This is a genomic window from Psychroflexus sp. S27, assembly GCF_002810405.1.
In the GTDB taxonomy this organism is placed as follows: domain Bacteria; phylum Bacteroidota; class Bacteroidia; order Flavobacteriales; family Flavobacteriaceae; genus Psychroflexus; species Psychroflexus halocasei_A.
The window spans coordinates 114844-132477 of the sequence record NZ_NEXQ01000008.1; the positions used below are offsets into that span (position 1 = coordinate 114844).

General features: G+C 34.0%; 16 protein-coding genes. 7 read left to right on the forward strand and 9 right to left on the reverse strand.

Translation table 11 applies throughout. The features are described 5' to 3' along the window. Positions 1–26: 26 nt before the first annotated feature. Positions 27–452 (forward strand): TerB family tellurite resistance protein, encoded by a 426-nt coding sequence (locus CAP47_RS01655; RefSeq protein ID WP_100775113.1) that lies wholly within the window; start codon positions 27–29, stop codon positions 450–452. Positions 453–528: 76 nt separating this feature from the next. On the opposite strand, the gene serS is transcribed toward CAP47_RS01655, so the two are convergent. Further along, entirely contained in the window at positions 529–1800 is a 1272-nt protein-coding gene (gene serS / locus CAP47_RS01660) for a serine--tRNA ligase (RefSeq protein WP_100775146.1), read from the reverse strand. A gap of 192 nt (positions 1801–1992) precedes the next feature. On the opposite strand from serS, the gene CAP47_RS01665 reads away from it, so the two are divergent. Together CAP47_RS01665 and CAP47_RS01670 are read left to right on the forward strand one after the other, a co-directional pair. Then, positions 1993–3237: a serine hydrolase domain-containing protein gene (locus tag CAP47_RS01665; protein ID WP_100775114.1), complete on the forward strand. Its 1245-nt coding sequence runs from the start codon at positions 1993–1995 to the stop codon at positions 3235–3237. A 185-nt stretch (positions 3238–3422) separates the two neighbouring features. Continuing rightward, a complete protein-coding gene (locus CAP47_RS01670) occupies positions 3423–4151 on the forward strand; it encodes a phenylalanine-4-hydroxylase (protein ID WP_238140927.1) in 729 nt (242 codons plus the stop codon). 65 nt (positions 4152–4216) lie between these two features. On the opposite strand, the gene CAP47_RS01675 is transcribed toward CAP47_RS01670, so the two are convergent. The 5 genes from CAP47_RS01675 to CAP47_RS01695 all read right to left on the reverse strand — a co-directional run bounded on the left by CAP47_RS01675 (position 4217) and on the right by CAP47_RS01695 (position 9874). Beyond that, on the reverse strand, positions 4217–6709 hold the full coding sequence (locus CAP47_RS01675) for a zinc-dependent metalloprotease (protein ID WP_100775115.1): 2493 nt from the start codon (positions 6707–6709) through the stop codon (positions 4217–4219). A gap of 94 nt (positions 6710–6803) precedes the next feature. Continuing rightward, positions 6804–7571 carry a THC0290_0291 family protein gene (locus CAP47_RS01680; protein ID WP_100775116.1) on the reverse strand — a complete coding sequence of 256 codons (768 nt, stop codon included), beginning with the start codon at positions 7569–7571 and terminating at the stop codon, positions 6804–6806. Positions 7572–7691: 120 nt separating this feature from the next. Then, complete coding sequence (locus CAP47_RS01685) at positions 7692–8099, reverse strand: hypothetical protein (RefSeq protein ID WP_100775117.1); 408 nt, start codon at positions 8097–8099, stop codon at positions 7692–7694. Positions 8100–8111: 12 nt separating this feature from the next. Beyond that, complete coding sequence (locus CAP47_RS01690) at positions 8112–8501, reverse strand: GreA/GreB family elongation factor (RefSeq protein ID WP_100775118.1); 390 nt, start codon at positions 8499–8501, stop codon at positions 8112–8114. Between the two features lie 110 nt (positions 8502–8611). Further along, entirely contained in the window at positions 8612–9874 is a 1263-nt protein-coding gene (locus CAP47_RS01695; protein WP_100775119.1) for a Glu/Leu/Phe/Val family dehydrogenase, read from the reverse strand. A gap of 341 nt (positions 9875–10215) precedes the next feature. Here CAP47_RS01695 and CAP47_RS01700 point away from each other — a divergent pair, with 341 nt between their 5' ends. Together CAP47_RS01700 and recO are read left to right on the forward strand one after the other, a co-directional pair. After that, on the forward strand, positions 10216–12522 hold the full coding sequence (locus CAP47_RS01700) for a T9SS type A sorting domain-containing protein (RefSeq protein WP_100775120.1): 2307 nt from the start codon (positions 10216–10218) through the stop codon (positions 12520–12522). Next, complete coding sequence (gene recO, locus CAP47_RS01705; RefSeq protein ID WP_100775121.1) at positions 12519–13241, forward strand: DNA repair protein RecO; 723 nt, start codon at positions 12519–12521, stop codon at positions 13239–13241. The genes CAP47_RS01700 and recO overlap by 4 nt, the downstream gene beginning before the upstream one ends. Before the next feature lie 89 nt (positions 13242–13330). Here the strand turns inward: recO and CAP47_RS01710 are convergent, their stop codons facing one another. The 3 genes from CAP47_RS01710 to lysS all read right to left on the reverse strand — a co-directional run bounded on the left by CAP47_RS01710 (position 13331) and on the right by lysS (position 15808). Further along, on the reverse strand, positions 13331–13648 hold the full coding sequence (locus tag CAP47_RS01710) for a helix-turn-helix domain-containing protein (RefSeq protein WP_093244320.1): 318 nt from the start codon (positions 13646–13648) through the stop codon (positions 13331–13333). Then, a complete protein-coding gene (locus CAP47_RS01715) occupies positions 13645–13992 on the reverse strand; it encodes a type II toxin-antitoxin system RelE/ParE family toxin (RefSeq protein ID WP_100775122.1) in 348 nt (115 codons plus the stop codon). Before CAP47_RS01715 ends, CAP47_RS01710 begins: the two co-directional genes overlap by 4 nt. A gap of 124 nt (positions 13993–14116) precedes the next feature. After that, positions 14117–15808, reverse strand: a complete 1692-nt coding sequence (lysS, locus tag CAP47_RS01720; RefSeq protein WP_100775123.1) for a lysine--tRNA ligase — start codon at positions 15806–15808, stop codon at positions 14117–14119. 215 nt (positions 15809–16023) lie between these two features. Between lysS and CAP47_RS01725 the strand changes: the two genes are divergently transcribed. Together CAP47_RS01725 and CAP47_RS01730 are read left to right on the forward strand one after the other, a co-directional pair. Then, the gene (locus CAP47_RS01725) at positions 16024–16974 is read left to right on the forward strand and encodes a 2-hydroxyacid dehydrogenase (protein ID WP_100775124.1); all 951 of its coding nucleotides are present in this window, start codon (positions 16024–16026) and stop codon (positions 16972–16974) included. A gap of 42 nt (positions 16975–17016) precedes the next feature. Then, positions 17017–17631, forward strand: a complete 615-nt coding sequence (locus tag CAP47_RS01730; protein WP_100775125.1) for a lipoprotein signal peptidase — start codon at positions 17017–17019, stop codon at positions 17629–17631. Positions 17632–17634: the final 3 nt, after the last annotated feature.

Genomic DNA, 17634 nt, shown 5'->3' on the forward strand with positions numbered 1-17634 from the left:
ATCTTTAAAATAAAAATTCAAAATTCATGACAAAAGAATTATACACATCAGATTCTGCAAAAATGCGCTTTTATCATTTCGCAAATTTAGTAAGTCTTGCTGCCTCAGATGGTCAAATCACAGAACTTGAAGAAAATTTATTGCGCCGCTTTAAGCGAAAGCTTAGCATCAGTGATTCAGATTATGAGAAGATTATGAAAGATCCTTCAGGTTATTCTATTCTTTCAATCGGTTCAAAAGATCAGAGATTAGAGTATTTATATGATTTGCTAAAAGTTATTTATGTTGATGGAGTGATGGATGAAGTTGAAGCCTTATTGATTAAACGTTATGCAATTGGTCTTGGTTACAGCGAGGCTCATGCTGCTGAAATTTTAAAGAAATCAATTAAATTATTCAGCGGTGCTTTTTCTTTTGATGCTTATCAAAATTATGTTGAAAACGATTTTTAAGATTTATTTTAATCAAAAAAAGCTGTCTTTTAAATTTAAAAGACAGCTTTTTGTTTTCTGTATTTTTACAAGAAGATTATTTAATCCACTCAAAACCAGTGTAAGGTACTAATACTTCTGGTATTTTGATGCCTTCATCAGTTTGGCAGTTTTCAAGAAGCCCAGCAATTACACGTGGTAATGCGAGTGAACTTCCGTTAAGTGTATGGACTAATTCTTTTTTCTTGTCTTTATTTTTATATCTAATTTTTAAACGGTTTGCTTGAAAAGTTTCGAAATTTGAAACAGAAGAAATCTCTAACCAACGCTCTTGGGCTGTTGAATATAATTCAAAATCGTAGGTTAAAGCAGATGTAAAACCTAGGTCGCCTCCACATAACCTTAAAATACGATAAGGTAATTTAAGCTCTTTCAAAATGCCTTTGACGTGTTCAACCATTTCATCTAAAACTTTGTAAGAATTTTCAGGTTTTACAACATTAACGAGTTCAACTTTGTCAAATTGGTGCAGTCTGTTAAGGCCTCTAACGTGTGCACCATAGCTTCCTGCTTCTCTTCTAAAGCAAGGCGTATAAGTTGTCATTTGTATAGGTAGCTTTTTTTCTTCAAGCAAATCATTTCGGTAAATATTTGTCAACGGCACCTCAGAGGTTGGAATAAGGTATAGATCATCTCCAGTGACGTGATACATTTGCCCTTCTTTATCGGGCAATTGTCCAGTTCCGTAGCCAGATTCTTCGTTAACTAAAAGCGGAACTTGGAGTTCGCTGTAACCGGCTTCAGTGTTTTTATCAAGAAAATAACTAATTAAAGCTCTTTGTAAACGCGCACCTTTTCCTTTAAAAACAGGAAAACCAGCACCAGTAATTTTATTACCGAGTTCAAAATCAATTAAGTCATATTTTTTGGCTAACTCCCAGTGCGGAAGTGCTTTTTCAGACAATTCAGGAACTTCACCTTCTTTAAAAATCTCAACATTATCTTCTTCATCTTGACCAGCTGGAACAGAATCATGAGGAACGTTGGGCACTTGGTAAAGTAACTCTTGTAAATCTTCAGAAATTTTGCTCATTTGTTGAGACAACACTTTAGAATCATCTTTTAATTGAGTTGTTTTTTCTTTCAGTTGGTTAGCTTTTTCAGTTTCACCTTCTTTAAAAAGTTGACCGATTTGTTTGGACAAATTGTTAGATTGTGACAGAATTTCATCAAGTTGAACTTGCGTTGAACGTCTTTCTTCATCTAAGCGAAGAATATCGTCAAAAATTTCTTTAGCATCAAAATTTCTTTTTTTGAGCGCATCGCAATAAGCGTCTTTGTTGGCTTTAATGTTTTTAACTTCTAACATGTTTTGTCTATTAATTTCTAATAATGAATCGATAAACTTTGGTTTACCAAAAATTCTAGTCATGCAAATTTAGCAAATCGATATATATGGGCAATTATTTTGAAACTTATAAAAGCTTAATTTTGAAGCGATTTAAGATTGTAATTTATACACATTAACTATATTTGACATCTCTTAAAGAAAAAATTGTCTATGAGTTTAGGTTTTTTGAGCTCAAAAAAGTTATTTACAGTATCACTTGTTGTCGGCTTTTTTGTTATTATTAATTACGCGTTTTCAAGTCATCCTTCCCCAGGAAATAACAGCTTTACTGCTATACATACAGATGTAGATTCTATTGCAGTTGCAGATATTGCTAAACCTGTAAAATCTAAAATAAGTTATAAGAAAGAACTTGCTGTTGATATTGCTCGGGTTTCTGAAAAGCTGAAATCTAAAGCGAATCGGTTGAGGTTTAACGGCTCTTTACTAATCGCTTATAAAGACCAAATTATTTTTAACTCATCTTATGGATTTAAAGACCCGATTAATAAGACAGAAATAGATTCATCAACATCATTTGAGTTGGCTTCAGTAAGCAAACAGTACACTGCCGCGGCTATTATGAAGCTTTATGATGATAAATTAGTAAACCTGAACGAAAGCGTGACAACTTATTTATCAGGTTTTAAATTCCCTGAATTGACCGTTAAAGACTTATTGAAGCATAGATCTGGTTTATGGAATTATATGTATTTAACTGAAGCTTATTGGGAGAATGATGAAGCGCCAAATAATTTTGATGTTGTTAAACTTATCAATCAGCATCAAACGAGTTTGAGCTTTAGACCTGGTTCTAGATTTAGATATAGCAATACCAATTATGTGCTTTTAGCGGCTATTGTTGAAAGTGTTTCGGGAAATAAATTTGAAGATTATTTAGAAGAAGAATTCTTTAAACCGCTCAACATTAATGAAACTTATGTTGGACTTGAGAATAGAGATTTAGATAATGTAGCGAAGGCTTATCAAGCTTATGGACGTGGTTATGTTAAATTAGCGCCTAGTTTCCATAATGGAGCTGTTGGTGATAAAGGTGTTTATGCATCTGCTGATAACTTGTGGCGATGGTTTAAAGCAATTAAAAATGCAGAAATTTTAAAGCCAGAAACTGTTGATTTAATGTTCAACTCTGATGAGTTTGATTTTTACAAGTATGGCATTGGTTACCGCACTAAAAAAGATCAAGATAAAAGAATTATTTATCACAACGGTATATGGGATGGTTATAGAAATGGCTTAACATTTGTCCCTGATGAAGATTTAGTTGTGTTTACTTTAAGCAATACTCAAAACAGAAATAAACGTTACTTTCAAAGCTACGTGATTGATAAACTTGAGGACGTGATTAAAAATTACGAACTAACGACTGAAAAACTTGTTGAAGAAAAGATTTAATCAATTTTATTTTTTATTCAAAAATAATTCTACATTTGCTTAAGCAATGACAAATTTTACAATGACATATTATTACTATTCTTCAATTCTGAAATCCAGAGTCGGTAGGTAGTACAATAAATTTAAAAATATATTCACCAAATCCCGATTCATAACGAATCGGGATTTTTTTATTTACAATAGTTATGATACAAGACATGAACACTTACACAGCTGAAGATTTATGGGTTTGGAACAAACTCTTCCAGCGTCAATTAGAAAACATTCCAAACAAAGCAAGTGAGACATATCTTGAAGCGGTTGATGTGATGAAACCAGTTTTAAATGCGGATGAATTGCCAGATTTCAGCAAGCTAGGAGAGTGGTTTAAAGATTCAACTTCTTGGTCTTTAGAAGTTGTCCCAGGCTTGATAGAAGTCGAGGATTTCTTCAAACTCTTAGCTCAAAAGAAATTTTGTTCATCGACGTGGTTGCGCAGTAAAGACTCTTTAGATTATCTGGAAGAGCCTGATATGTTTCATGATATTTTTGGTCATGTTCCATTATTGAGTAATTCTATTTTTTCAGCTTTTATGCAAGAATTTGCACAATTAGGCTGTGATTTTATCAATGATAAAGAGAAAATAAAACAACTTCAACGCCTGTATTGGTTTACCATTGAGTTTGGTGTGATTAAAGAAAACGGAATCATCAAATCTTATGGTGCAGGAATCTTATCTTCTTTTGGAGAGACCAATCAAATTGCCGAGTTGAAAGCTAATTTTCATCCTTTTGAAATGGATACAATTTTGCAAAAAGAATTCAGAACTGATGTGATGCAGGAAGATTACTTTGTGATTGACTCTTATGAGCAATTATTCGTGAGTTTACAACAACTTAAAAAAGAATGGAAAGCTCAAGCAGTTTTGGCTTAATAAGAAAATCCCGACTTCCAAAATGAGGGAGTCGGGATTTCTAAGAATCAAATAATCATGAAAAATTATTTCCCATTCGGGTTTAAAATCATTTCTATTCTTTCAATCGCATCATTGATGTGATATTGAGTCATGGTGTCGCGTGTTCTTCTAGCAGCCGTTTTTAAATCACGTTGCAAAGTCACTAATTCACCTCTTACTAAAGCTCTGATGTCACTGTTTTCAACATCGATATTACTTCTACTGATGTAAGATCTGTATTTTGCAGGCAAACTTGATTGCTTTTCTGTCATCAATTCGCCCATGCGAGAAATATATACACGTTGTAGGTTACGACGCGCTCTTGATATTTCTTGTCCTCTTCTTAATTCTTTAAATAATGATGATCTTAAGTCTTCCATCATTTCGATAGGCGTGTAAGCATCATCATTCATTTCTTCATTTTCCATCATACGCGCAAAACGACCAAAATCTAATAAATTATTAATCGTGCGTTCTTGGTAAGATTTTAAACGATCTAAATGTCCGTCAGATTCTATTTTATTAAAAATCTCGTGATCTAATAGCCATTCAGGTGTTTCGAACAATTGCTTATCTAAAAATTGCATTGCGCGAACTTGCTTATCTCTTGGTGTGTGAACGTAAACCGCACCATCTTGATCGTAAGTTTTGTAATATTCATAAACACCACCAACATTAGCTGTCACATGTCCCATATAACGGTTAAATTGACTTAAAACTTGGTTGTACATTTGATCGAGATCATCATAGTTTTTACCATCTTCAGCAGTCCATTTTGTCAAATTAGGAACAATTCTTTTAAGGTTTTTGATACCATATTCAGAAGCCAACATAGAATCATCACCTAAATCTTCTGTTTGTGAGCTAGGATCGATTAAGCCACCGATTTGTTGTTTCCCAAATCTATATTTTGGATCGCCAGCTTTCTCTAAAATCCATTGGTCAAGAATTTCTTTTTCTTCTTTTGCTGTTTTGCCTAAAATAGGACGGTAACCCCAGTTGATAGAATATTTATCATAAGGTCCAATGTTTGGCATTAAAGCAACATCTCCATCACCTGGTTGTGCGATATAGTTAAAACGAGCGTAATCCATAATTGATGGAGCAGTTCCGTACTTTTCAGTAAACTCAGGATCGCGTAAATCTTCAACTTTGTAAGCAACGCTACTTCCCATATTGTGTGGTAAACCTAAAGTATGACCAACTTCGTGTGAAGAAACAAAACGAATTAAACGTCCCATCACTTCATCATCAAAATTCATTTTTTGAGCATCAGGATTAATGGCTGCGGTTTGTATAAAGAACCAATTTTTAAGAAGCGTCATCACATTATGATACCAGTTGATATCACTTTCAATAATTTCTCCAGAACGTGGGTCGCTCACGTGGGGACCATTTGCGTTTGGAATTGGAGATGCTAAATAGCGTACAACTGAATAACGTGCATCTTCTGGGCTCCAATCAGGATCTTCTTCAACTGTAGGCGGATTTTTGGCAATTATAGCGTTTTTAAATCCTGCAGCTTCAAAAGCAACTTGCCAATCTTCAATACCTTGCTTGATGTATTTTCTCCATTTTTTAGGTGTCGCTCTGTCTATATAATAAACGATTTGTTTTTTAGGCTCAACGAGCTCACCATTTTTAAATTTCTCAATGTCTTCATCTTTTACTTCAAGCCTCCAACGATCAAGATACTCTACAGTTTTAGATTTATGATCTTCAAGACCGTAATCTGTTTGGCGACTTGTAAACCAGCCAACACGTTGGTCGAAATAGCGACGCTGCATTGGTTCTTTATCAAGTAAAATCATTGAGTTTGAAAACTCTAAACTAATTGAACCAGTGCTTGAATTTGATGGAGGTTTTCCTGCATTATATGTTTTGACGTGTCTAACTTCAATATTTTTCGGGTAACTTCTAATCGTATCTATGTAAGAATGTGACCCGTCTAAACGAGAAATTTTATAGTTACTTCGACGACTTTGCTGAAGACCAATTGCTTTAACGTCTTTGTTAAATAAATCAGTGACTTCAATAACAGTGTTGTTGTTAACTGAGTCTTTTTTGTAAGCTTCAACTTTAAAGCTGTAAAGGATAGGTTCGAAGTTAGAATTGACAACTGCTTCATGAACAGGAAGGGAGTCAGCTGCTGAAATTTCGTGAGAAACCACTCTTAAGTTCACGCGATCACCTTTCTTTTGCCAACGTAAAACTTGTTCGTTTTGCTTTCCGCCACCAAAACCAATGCCTTTGGCAGTTTTGGCAATACGTGTTACCATGAGCATTTCTCTATTGAAAAGAGAGTCAGGAATTTCATAGTAATATTTTTGGTCAATGTGATGAACCTTAAAAAGTCCATCATCAGTTTCTGCAGACTTTGTGATGACTTTGCTATAAGGTTTAGGGCTATCTTTTGATTTTTGTTGTTGAGTTGTGCCAGATTTGGCTTTCGCTTTTTTGCCTTCAAAAACAGAACAAGAGCCAATAGATAGCATCAATCCTGCGATTAAAGGAAAATAAAGTACCTTTTTGATCATGAGAGATATTTTATGATTTACTGTAAGACAAGATAAATCATAAAAAGTTTAAACTTCATTTCAAAAAATAATTAATGCAGATTTGATAAGGGCTTTATAAATAATGGATGTAACCGATTCCTAGCATAATCATCCAATCATTTCTGTCATTTCCAACACTTGGGTTTAAGCCATCAACCATATCGCTAAAGTATGTGTGCCATCTCGCTTCAAGGTTGAGTTCACCCATCCTAGAGACTTTATATTTAACGCCAGCCTGAAAATTTAAACTAAAGGTTGTTTGAGATTGACTTGAAATACGAGGATCTTCACCAGGTTTCCACAAAAAACTAGGCCAAGTGTTATCAGATGAACCTAATCTACCAGGTAAACTAGTTTCATTAGTTGGCGAGGCAAAAACAATGTTTGCGCCCAAACCTGCGTAAGGCATAATCTCGCCGACACTTCTTTCAAAGTCACGAATTTTACCGTAATACCATTCTAAACCTGTTCCTAATTCAATAACGCTGGCCTTACCAGTCATTGCTTTTAGTTTATATGCGTTGCTACTTTGGCTATTCACATATTTACCATAATGTTTTAAATTAGTTGAGTGATATAGAAATTGGTTTCTGACTTTAAAATGCTGATAAAAGTAGCTTCTGTTGCTTCCTGCGTAAGAAAAGTTGAGGTAATGATTAATGCCTACACCAAAACCAGTATTTCCAAAGTTTGTTTCTGAGTCTCCTTTTTCTCCATAATCACCTCTAAAACTTACAGGGCCAACAAAGATGCCGACTTCTTGGTTGATTTGAGCATTGATGTTGGACACTGTTAAAAAAGCGAAACAAATAAAAACTGCTTTTAATAGATTGGTTTTCATAGGGATGAGATTGTTTTATGCAAACATAAAAAACTTTATAAAGTTTAAAAATAAATTAAATAATTAAGTTTATGATTAAAAAAATTAAAAAACTATTAAATCAATTGATGTTTGGACTTATTATTTAATAAAAGTTGAGGAAAGATGCCTGAATATCTCCGTTTTAAGATCACGAGAAACTGCCAAATGTTCATTGAGTTTATCTTTCATGCGCAGGTGAGCATTAAGGAAAAAAACCTCACAACTTAAATCGTCACATTCAATAATACCTTCAGCTTCATGATCAAACTCAATAACTTTACCACTATATTCTTTTGTAATATCAGCAAGTTTTTCAACCTTTTCATGTAACTGATTGAGATCTTGATTGTTTTTATCTTTAACAACAGCTGATTCTAGAAACTTGACATAAAAATCAAGTTCCTCAACTAGAAAGTCAATTTCTGTTTTCCAGAGTTTAATATCGCGGTCAAGGTTAATACGTTGAATATCTTCATCATCGTAATGTTTTTCTATTTCGTTTGCCATCGCAATGTTTTTTTAAGATTGTTTTACATCTGTTATTTTAATAGTGTTTTCACCTGAAGGAAATTCCCAAGTGATTTCATCGCCTTTAGCATAACCGAAAAGTGCCAAGCCCATTGGCGCTAAAACAGAAATCTTATTGTTTTTAATATCGCTTTTTTCAGGTGTCACAACCTGATAAGTTTGATTTTTGCTAAAAGGTGTTTCAAAAGTAACAATTGAATTGAATCTAATCACATCTTTTGGCATTTCTTCTTCATTAACAACTTTTACTTTTTCAAGTTCAGCGTATAAATGAGAGATGGAGGCCTTGTATGATTTGTCATTGAGGTATCTGCTCATCGACATGATGCGCTTGAGTATATTTAGCTCATCTTCTTCTATAATAATAGTTTCGTATTTCATAATTTCTAAAATATATAAAAAGTATCAAGAATTATTAAAGATGAAATGGCGAGTTGAGAAACTCGCCATTGATCATGACACTTTTAAAAAGCTTGTATTTGTTTTTCTTCTTAAGGAAAGATACCTCTTTGTACGTAAGCTTCTTCAATACGCTTAATCGCAATAATGTAAGCTGCGGTTCTCCAATCAGTTTGATTTTTCTCAGCCGCTTCTTCCACTTTTTTAAATGTTAAAGATAACTTTTTAGTCAATCTTTCCATCACTTCTTCAAGTTGGTAAATCTCTCCACTTCTGTTTTGTAACCACTCAAAATAACTTGCAGTTACACCACCAGAGTTACATAAAATATCTGGAACAATTGTTACTCCATTTTTAAGCAATATCTTTTCACCATCATTTGTTGTTGGTCCGTTTGCACCTTCTGCAACAATTTTAGCTTTGATATCTCCAGCATTGTCAGCTGTAATCTGATTACCTAAAGCTGCTGGAATTAGAATATCACATTCTAATCCAAAGAATTTAGAAGGATCGATTTCCTCAGCACCATCAAAGTCTTTAATAGAACCTTTACGTGGCTTTGAATGATCAGCAAGATCATCAACGTTAATACCTTCTTTATTATATAAAGTTGCATGCGCATCTTGTACAGAAAGTAACTTAGCACCATCTTCAGTTAAGAAACGTGAAGCCCATTGACCAACGTTACCGAAACCTTGTAAGATAAATGTTTTACCATCAAGCTTTTCGCCTTTACTTTCTACCATAAGTTTAGTTGTCAGGTAAACGCCGTAACCTGTTGCACGGTCTCTGCCTTCAAGTCCACCAGCTCCTGTTGGTTTTCCAGTGACAACGTGTTGGTTTTTTGAACGATCTGCTGGCGGCTTCGTTTGCATATATGTATCAAGAATCCAAGCCATTGTTTGTGGATTCGTATTCACGTCTGGTGCAGGAATATCTTGCTCAGGTCCAATACTGTCGCCTAATGCAAAGGTAAATCTTCTTGTGATTCTCTCTAATTCTTCAATTGAGTGGTCTCTTGGATCAAGTTGTAAACCACCTTTTGCACCACCGTAAGGTAAACCTGCAAGTGAAGTTTTCCATGTCATCCACATTGCTAAAGCTTTAGCATCATCCACATCAATACTTGGGTGAAATCTCAAACCACCTTTGTATGGCCCTAAAGAATTATTATGCTGTACACGATATCCCGTAAAGATTTTCACCTCACCGTTATCCATTTTGACAGGGAAGTGAACAATAATCTCATTGTTGGTGATCGCAAGTATTTTTCTGATATTCTCATTAAGATCGATGCGATCGGCAACTTGATTAAATTGCTCCATCACATTATCATACATTGTTTTTGCTTTCATAAAAAAATGATTTGATTGAAATTATAATTGAAAATTATGAACTAAATTTAGTTAATGTATTCTAGACAAAAGTATTAAAGATTTTCTATTCAAGACTGATTTTTATCAATGAAAATACTTTTTATAATAATTGATGTTCAAATTATTAATGACATGTGCTTTTTTAGAAATACTCATCTTTAAACTTCATCATTCATGTAAATGTAAAGGAAGAATTATCGGCGAATGGTAAAAAATTATTAAAGTTTAGTAAATTTGACATCTTCATTAAGTATTTCAATATTGAGGTCAATGTGTCTCTTTCATAAATAATAATAAAGATACTTTTGAGTTTTAGTTTTATGAAAAAACAATTCAAGTTATCTATTTCTTTTATTTTACTCTTGTTTGTGACACACTCTCATGCGCAAGATTTTACGCAACAGTGGAATGGCTATTTCTCGTATTTTGATATCAGAGCAATGTCAACTTCTACTGATCGTGTCTATGCTGCCGCTGAAAATGCCTTTTTTTCTTATGATTTAAATTCCCAAACTGTTGAGAAATTTTCTTCAATACAAGGTTTGTCAGGTGAGGAAATATCAGCAATTTATCATTCAGATACTTATGCTTTAACTCTTGTGGGTTATGAAAATGGATTGATGCAAATTGTGATGGATAACAATCAGAAAGTTTTTACCGTGGTTGATATCAATAATAAGCAAACCATCTCGCCACCTCAAAAACGCATCAATCATTTTTACGAACATGAAGGGAAGGTACTGATTTCAACCAAATTTGGCATTGCAGTTTATGATTTAGAAAACTTAGAATTTGGAGATTCATTTTTTATAGGTGATAATGCTTCTGAACTCAATATAAAACAGACCACAGTTTTTAACGAAAATATATACGCAGCCACGCAAGGTGGCGGAATTCGCTATGCTGCTTTTGATGATCCTGATTTGGTTGATTATCAAATTTGGCAAAATATCGGCCAAGCCAATTGGCGCGCCATTGAGGTTTTTAATAATCAGCTTTATGCGCTGCAGAATTCTAATCGCTTATTTGAAATTAATGGGGCTTCACAAAACTTAGTTCAGTCTTACTCTGAAAAAGTTAATGACATTATCGCAAACCAAGATCGGTTAACAATTAGTTTAAAATCTAAAGTTGAAGTTCGCGATGCGAATTTTAATCTCGCTTTTTATGTTGATGGCTTTTCCGATGTTACATTAGATATTTCGACTGCTGTTTTTAAAGATGAAAATTTATTTATCGGTGATAAAAATTTAGGTGTTTTAAAAGTAAAAGAATCTAATCAGTCAGAATTTGAAAGTGTAAGTCCTGACGGTCCTATTCTAAATAGTGTTTTTGATTTAAAAGTGCTTCCTAATGAACTTTGGGTGGTTTATGGTGAGTATAATCAATTTTGGAATCCTTATCCATTAACAAAGCGTCGCGCAAGTCATTTTTTTGATGAAGAATGGTATAACTTTCAGTTTGACGAATTGGATAATGCACGTGAATTAAGTCATATTGCTGTTGATCCTCAAAACTCAAATCGTGTAATGATCAGCAGTTATTTTGATGGAATTTTAGAATTTAGTGATAATGAACTTCTCAATCACTACGATTCTCAAAATACGAATATGGAAGGCGTCCCAAGTAATTCAAATGATGTGAGAGTCGGCGCAAGTGTTTTTACGCAACAAGGCGATTTATATTTTACAAATTCGCAGTCTGTTAATCCTCTAAAGAAAATGAATGCTAACGGACAAGTTTCCATCATTGACGTATCTGATATTTATTTTGAAGCTTCTAAAAATGCAGTCGCTAAAATTGAAGCTGATAATTCTGGGAATGTTTACGCAGCAACTTATAAAAAAGGAATTATCGCTTATCAGCCTTCAACTAACACGCCTAAAATGATTAGCAGCGATGTGCAAGGTGTTGATTTTCCTGAAGTTTATTATGAAAATCCGCGGATCACTGCCCTAAAAACTGATTTAAGTTCGCGTTTATGGATAGGGACTTCTGATGGTTTACGCGTGATGTACAACCCGAGTTCTATTTTTGAAAACAATGCAAATGTTTCTGTTTCTCCAATTATTATTGAAGATGTTGACGGTTTAGCACAAGAGCTTTTGTTTAAACAATTTATCACAGATATCGCAGTTGATGGCGCAAATAATAAATGGATTTCAACCGCGGATGCAGGCATTGTTCAAGTCTCTGCAAATGGGCAAGATGTGCTCAATCAATTCACGGTAAGTAATTCGCCATTACCCACAAACTCTGTTAGTTCTGTCGATGCTGACCTAACCACAGGTATTGTTTATTTCGGCACATCAAGAGGTTTGGTATCTTTTAATAGCAAAATTACTGGCGGACAAGATGATTTAGAAAATGTGCGCGCCTACCCAAATCCTGTGCGACCTGGGTTTAATGGTCGGGTGACAATTGATGGATTAACGGATAGAGCGAATGTGAAAATCACAGATATTTCAGGTAATTTGGTTTATGAAGAAACTGTTAGCGGCGGTAGTGTGCAATGGGATACACGCGCTTTTGGCAAGCATAAAGTGTCTTCTGGCGTTTACTTGGTTTTGATTACAGGCGCAGATCAAAAAGAGACGCAAATTGCAAAAATCATGATTATCAGATGACGCCTGTTAAAACAAACGCCATCGTTTTATCTAGCGTGAAATATGGCGAAGCCGACTTGATTGTGACTTGCTTTACTAAAGAAGTTGGTTTGGTTTCATTCTTTATGCGTGGCATTCGTAAATCGAAACGTGGGAAATTTAAAAGTTCTTTTTTTCAAAGTTTGAGTTGTCTTGATTTAGATTTTATGCACCGAGACCAAAAGAATTTGCAATTTTTGAAAGATGCTAAAGTAGCGATGCCTTATAAAAGTTTACATCAAAATATTTATAAATCCTGTATGGCCATGTTTTTGGCTGAGGTTTTAAAGGCTTGTATTAAAGAGGAAGAAAGAAATTTAGAACTTTATTTATTTATTGAAAATGCATTGATAGCTTTAGATGATGCTGAAAAATTCTCAGATTTTCATTTGCTTTTTATGGTTGAACTCACGCGTTTTCTAGGTTTTTATCCTGAAATGAATCATCAAAACTTAGCTTACTTCAATATGATTGAAGGTCGCTTTGAAGTTGAAGATTCTTCGATTTATACAGTTCAAAATTCAAATGTTGACATTCTTGAACAGATTTTAAATCAACCGAAAACAGATTTATTTCAAAATTTAGCTTTAAATCAAAAAAAGAGACAAGATTTTCTCGACTTTATCATTTATTACTACGAGTTGCATTTGCAGTCTTTTTACAAACCAAAATCCAAAGAAATTTTAGAGCAACTTTTTTAAATATAAAGCATAAAAAAATCCATTTTCAACAAGATGTCGAAAACGGATTTAGATATCAATTTGCAAAAAATAAAATTACGCTCAATTTTTTATTCTGTCGCTAAGTCTACTTTGTGATTTAATAGTTCAACATTAAAACTAATTTTAGCATTCAATGCTTTAAAAACTTTTAAAATAGTTTCAAACCTGGCGTCAGTTAAGTTATTTTCTATTTTTGAAATTTGAGCTTTTTTCACGCCTATCAATTCGCCAAGTTGAGTTTGAGTTAATTGTCGTTCTTTTCGAGCTTGTTTGATGGCTTCACCAATTAAATCAAGACGTAATTCATTTTCATAAATATCTCTTTCTTTAGTTCCTTTTTTTCCAAGATATTTATCCTTGACTTCATCAAGCGTATATGTCTTCATGATTTCTTGTTTTTACTGTTAAAGTATCTATTCATCAATTCAGTTGCTTTTTCAATTTCTTTTTTTGGTGTTTTCTGAGTCTTTTTTACAATTCCGTGAGTTGCAATTACAAATGTTACTTTGTTATTTGTTTTGTCCCAAAAAGCAAATAACCTGTATTGTTTTTTATTATATAAAGTTCTAAATTCACAAATATCAGATGTCAATTTTTTAAATAAAGTGTTATCTCTTTTGACTTTAGCTTTATCAATATTGAAAAGAATTTTCTGTCGAGCTTTTTCATCAATTCCATCTAAGAATTCAAAAACCTCTTTAAGAAACTCAACTTTAAATTTTTCTGTCATACAGATAATTATTGACTACAAAGATAAATGTTTCCTTAATAGTAAACAAATTACTTTTTTAATTAAAAAAATCCGTTTTTAACAAGATGTCAAAAACGGATTTTAAATTCCAATAAAAATGTTTTTACACTAAAGCGATAAACAAACCTTCGTCAGTTTTATCAATATTAATCAATGATTTTTTACGAAGAGATTTTGTGGTTTTATCCCATTTTTTGTTGCTTAAACCTGATTCGCTTTTAACGGCTTCAAGCTCTTGTGGTGATTCTTTTTTCAAGATATCAATCACAGCTTTTTCTTCATCGTTAAGCTCCACTTTTTTCTTTTCTGGTTTCATCTGTGGGAAGAAAAGCACTTCTTGAATAGACGGATTATTTGTCATAAACATCACAAGTCTGTCTATACCAATACCAAGTCCTGATGTTGGTGGCATGCCGTATTCAAGCGCACGTAAAAAGTCGTGATCAATAAATTCTGTTGCCTCATCGTCACCTTTTTGAGCCAATTTCATTTGGTCTTTAAAACGCTCGCGCTGATCAATCGGGTCGTTCAACTCAGAATATGCATTTGCGATTTCTTTTCCACAAACCATCAACTCAAATCGCTCGGTTAATTCTGGATTGTCGCGATGCTCTTTACTCAGCGGACTCATTTCTTTTGGATAATCTGTAATGAAAGTTGGTTGTATGAAATGCGGTTCACACTTTTCTCCAAAAATCTCATCGATGAGTTTTCCTTTTCCCATGGTATCGTCAACCTCAAGTCCCATTTGGATTGCGGCTTGACGAAGTTCATCTTCAGATTTTCCTGTAATGTCAAAATCAGTGTATTGTTTAATCGCATCTGTCATCGTGATGCGTTTATAAGGCGCTTTAAAATCGATGTTGTGTTCTTTAAACTGGGCTTTGGTTTCACCATTAACAGCAATCGCACAATGCTCGATTAATTTTTCAGTAAAATCCATCATCCAGTTGTAATCCTTGTAAGCCACATAAATTTCCATGGCCGTAAATTCAGGATTGTGGGTTCTGTCCATGCCTTCATTTCTAAAGTTTTTAGAAAACTCATAAACACCATCAAATCCGCCAACTATTAATCTTTTTAGATACAATTCATTCGCAATTCTGAGATATAAAGGAATATCCAGAGCGTTGTGATGCGTTACAAAAGGTCGTGCCGCGGCGCCACCAGGAATGGATTGTAAAATTGGTGTTTCAACTTCCATATAACCTTTGTCGTTAAAGAAGTTTCGCATGGCAGTAAAAAGCTTTGTGCGTTTAATAAAAATGTCTTTCACATCATTATTAACAATCAAATCGGCATAGCGCTGGCGATAGCGTTGTTCAGGATCATGAAAACCATCGTATTCATTTCCTTCTTTATCTTTTTTAGGAAGAGGTAAAGGTTTTAAAGCTTTGCTTAAAAGTGTAAAATCTTTGACCATCACAGTTTTTTCGCCAACTTGTGTGGTAAAAAGTTCACCTTCAATCCCGATGAAATCACCGATATCAAGCAATTTTTTATAAATGTCGTTGTATAATGATTTATCTTCATCAGGGCAAATTTCATCTCTGTTGAAGTAAACTTGAATGCGACCCTCAGCATCTTGAAGTTCAGCAAATGACGCTTTTCCTTGAATACGTCTTGACATTAAACGGCCAGCGATCACCACCTTTTTTCCTTCTTCAAAATCGGTTTTAATCTTTTCTGAAGTGTGCGTGTATTTAAACTCCTCAGCAGGATAAGGGTTGATGTTTTTCTGGCGTAAAGCTTTTAGCTTATCGCGACGAATCTGTTCTTGTTCTGTCAATTGCATTACTCAAAATTTTAAGGCGCAAAGATACGTAGATTTCGCTAAAAATCAAGCTTTAACAAGTTTCATCGTTATAGAGAACTTAGTTTCACGACTTGAGTTCTAATTTACTAAAATTCGACCTTATCACTTTGCTAGTTAGGAAGTAGTAATTTAATTTTATAAACAGTTTTCATTTTTCAAAAGCGAAGCTCTTATATTTGCTAAAAATAGCGTTTATGAAAGTTTTACATCTCGATGAGAATCATCCTGCATTAGCTGAAGGTTTAGCTCAACTCGGTTTTAAAAACCACATGGATTATAAAAGCTCCAAAACAGAGATTGAAGCCAAAATACAAGATTATCAAGGCTTGATTATTCGTAGTCGGTTTCCTTTAGATGCTACTATTTTACAAAAAGCTACACAACTCAAATTTATTGGTCGTGTTGGCGCTGGTTTAGAAAACATAGATCTTTCTGCGGCGGCAGAGCTCGGTATTGAATGTTTTAATGCGCCAGAAGGCAATAGAAATGCAGTGGGTGAACACAGTTTGGGTTTGCTTTTAAATTTATTTAATCGCATCAGGATTTCAGATCAAGAGGTGAGGCAAGGAGTTTGGAAACGCGAAGCTAATAGAGGTTTAGAAATTGAAGGAAAAACCATCGGTCTCATCGGTTATGGCAATATGGGAAAAGCTTTTGCAAAAGTCCTCAGCGGTTTTGATTGTGAAGTGATTTTTTATGATCTCAAAAAAGATATCGCTGATGAGAACGCTACACAAGTTGAGCTCCAAACTTTACAAGAAAATGCTGATGTGTTGAGTTTGCATACCCCATTGACTGAGCTGACTAAAAACATCGTAAATGTTGAATTTATCGCTGCTTTTAAGAAGAATTTTTGGCTTATCAATACAGCAAGAGGAAAATCTGTTGTCACTAAAGATTTGGTTGAGGCTTTAAAATCAGGAAAGATTTTAGGAGCAGGATTAGATGTTTTAGAATTTGAAAAATCATCTTTTGAAAATTTCTTTACAGAGCAAGAACTTCCAGAAGATTTTAAATATCTCACGCAATCACAGCAAGTGATTTTGACACCACATATTGCAGGGTGGACGCAAGAAAGCAAATACAAACTCGCTCAAACCATTGTTAATAAAGTGGCGAATCACTTCAAGAAGTCAACATCATAAAATTTAAATTTTTAGCTTACATTTGCAGGTAAATTTTAAAAAATGAGCTTAAAAAAAGCAGGCTTTATCATTATTTTGATCCTTCTGGTTGATCAGATTTCAAAAATCTATATCAAAACAAATTTTCAATTGGGTGAAGTTATTGAAGTTTTTTCATGGTTTAAAATTTTATTTATCGAAAACGAAGGCATGGCTTGGGGCGCAAAAATCCCTGGCACACATGGTAAATTGATTCTGACAGTTTTTAGACTTGTTGCTATTGTTGGTATTGGCTACTGGTTGTGGAGTTCTGTGCAAAAGAAAGCGCCAAAAGTTTTGCTTTGGGCCATTGCACTTATTTTTGCTGGTGCTTTAGGTAATATCATCGACTCCGTTTTTTATGGTGTGATTTTTAATGATAGCTACGGTCAAGTGGCGACTCTTTTTGCTGAAGAACCTTATGGCGAATGGTTAAAGGGAAAAGTGGTTGATATGCTTTATTTCCCACTTTATGATGGTATTCTGCCAAACTGGATTCCGATTTGGGGTGGCGAGCGTTTTGTGTTTTTTGAGCCTGTTTTTAATATCGCCGATATGGCAATTAGTACAGGTTTTGGTTTGCTGTTGGTTTTTAATAAAAAAGCTTTTCCAAAGACAGAAAAATCATCTAAGAAGTAATTC

Bases quoted from the DNA above. Each gene is read 5' to 3' on its own strand.
- serS (WP_100775146.1), bottom strand. From the start codon at position 1,800: ATGTTAGAAGTTAAAAACATTAAAGCCAACAAAGACGCTTATTGCGAT.
- CAP47_RS01715 (WP_100775122.1), bottom strand. From the start codon at position 13,992: ATGACAGAAAAATTTAAAGTTGAGTTTCTTAAAGAGGTTTTTGAATTC.
- CAP47_RS01690 (WP_100775118.1), bottom strand. From the start codon at position 8,501: ATGAAATACGAAACTATTATTATAGAAGAAGATGAGCTAAATATACTC.
- CAP47_RS01665 (WP_100775114.1), top strand. From the start codon at position 1,993: ATGAGTTTAGGTTTTTTGAGCTCAAAAAAGTTATTTACAGTATCACTT.
- CAP47_RS01675 (WP_100775115.1), bottom strand. From the start codon at position 6,709: ATGATCAAAAAGGTACTTTATTTTCCTTTAATCGCAGGATTGATGCTA.
- CAP47_RS01730 (WP_100775125.1), top strand. From the start codon at position 17,017: ATGAGCTTAAAAAAAGCAGGCTTTATCATTATTTTGATCCTTCTGGTT.
- CAP47_RS01725 (WP_100775124.1), top strand. From the start codon at position 16,024: ATGAAAGTTTTACATCTCGATGAGAATCATCCTGCATTAGCTGAAGGT.
- CAP47_RS01685 (WP_100775117.1), bottom strand. From the start codon at position 8,099: ATGGCAAACGAAATAGAAAAACATTACGATGATGAAGATATTCAACGT.
- CAP47_RS01695 (WP_100775119.1), bottom strand. From the start codon at position 9,874: ATGAAAGCAAAAACAATGTATGATAATGTGATGGAGCAATTTAATCAA.
- lysS (WP_100775123.1), bottom strand. From the start codon at position 15,808: ATGCAATTGACAGAACAAGAACAGATTCGTCGCGATAAGCTAAAAGCT.
- recO (WP_100775121.1), top strand. From the start codon at position 12,519: ATGACGCCTGTTAAAACAAACGCCATCGTTTTATCTAGCGTGAAATAT.
- CAP47_RS01700 (WP_100775120.1), top strand. From the start codon at position 10,216: ATGAAAAAACAATTCAAGTTATCTATTTCTTTTATTTTACTCTTGTTT.
- CAP47_RS01710 (WP_093244320.1), bottom strand. From the start codon at position 13,648: ATGAAGACATATACGCTTGATGAAGTCAAGGATAAATATCTTGGAAAA.
- CAP47_RS01655 (WP_100775113.1), top strand. From the start codon at position 27: ATGACAAAAGAATTATACACATCAGATTCTGCAAAAATGCGCTTTTAT.
- CAP47_RS01680 (WP_100775116.1), bottom strand. From the start codon at position 7,571: ATGAAAACCAATCTATTAAAAGCAGTTTTTATTTGTTTCGCTTTTTTA.
- CAP47_RS01670 (WP_238140927.1), top strand. From the start codon at position 3,423: ATGATACAAGACATGAACACTTACACAGCTGAAGATTTATGGGTTTGG.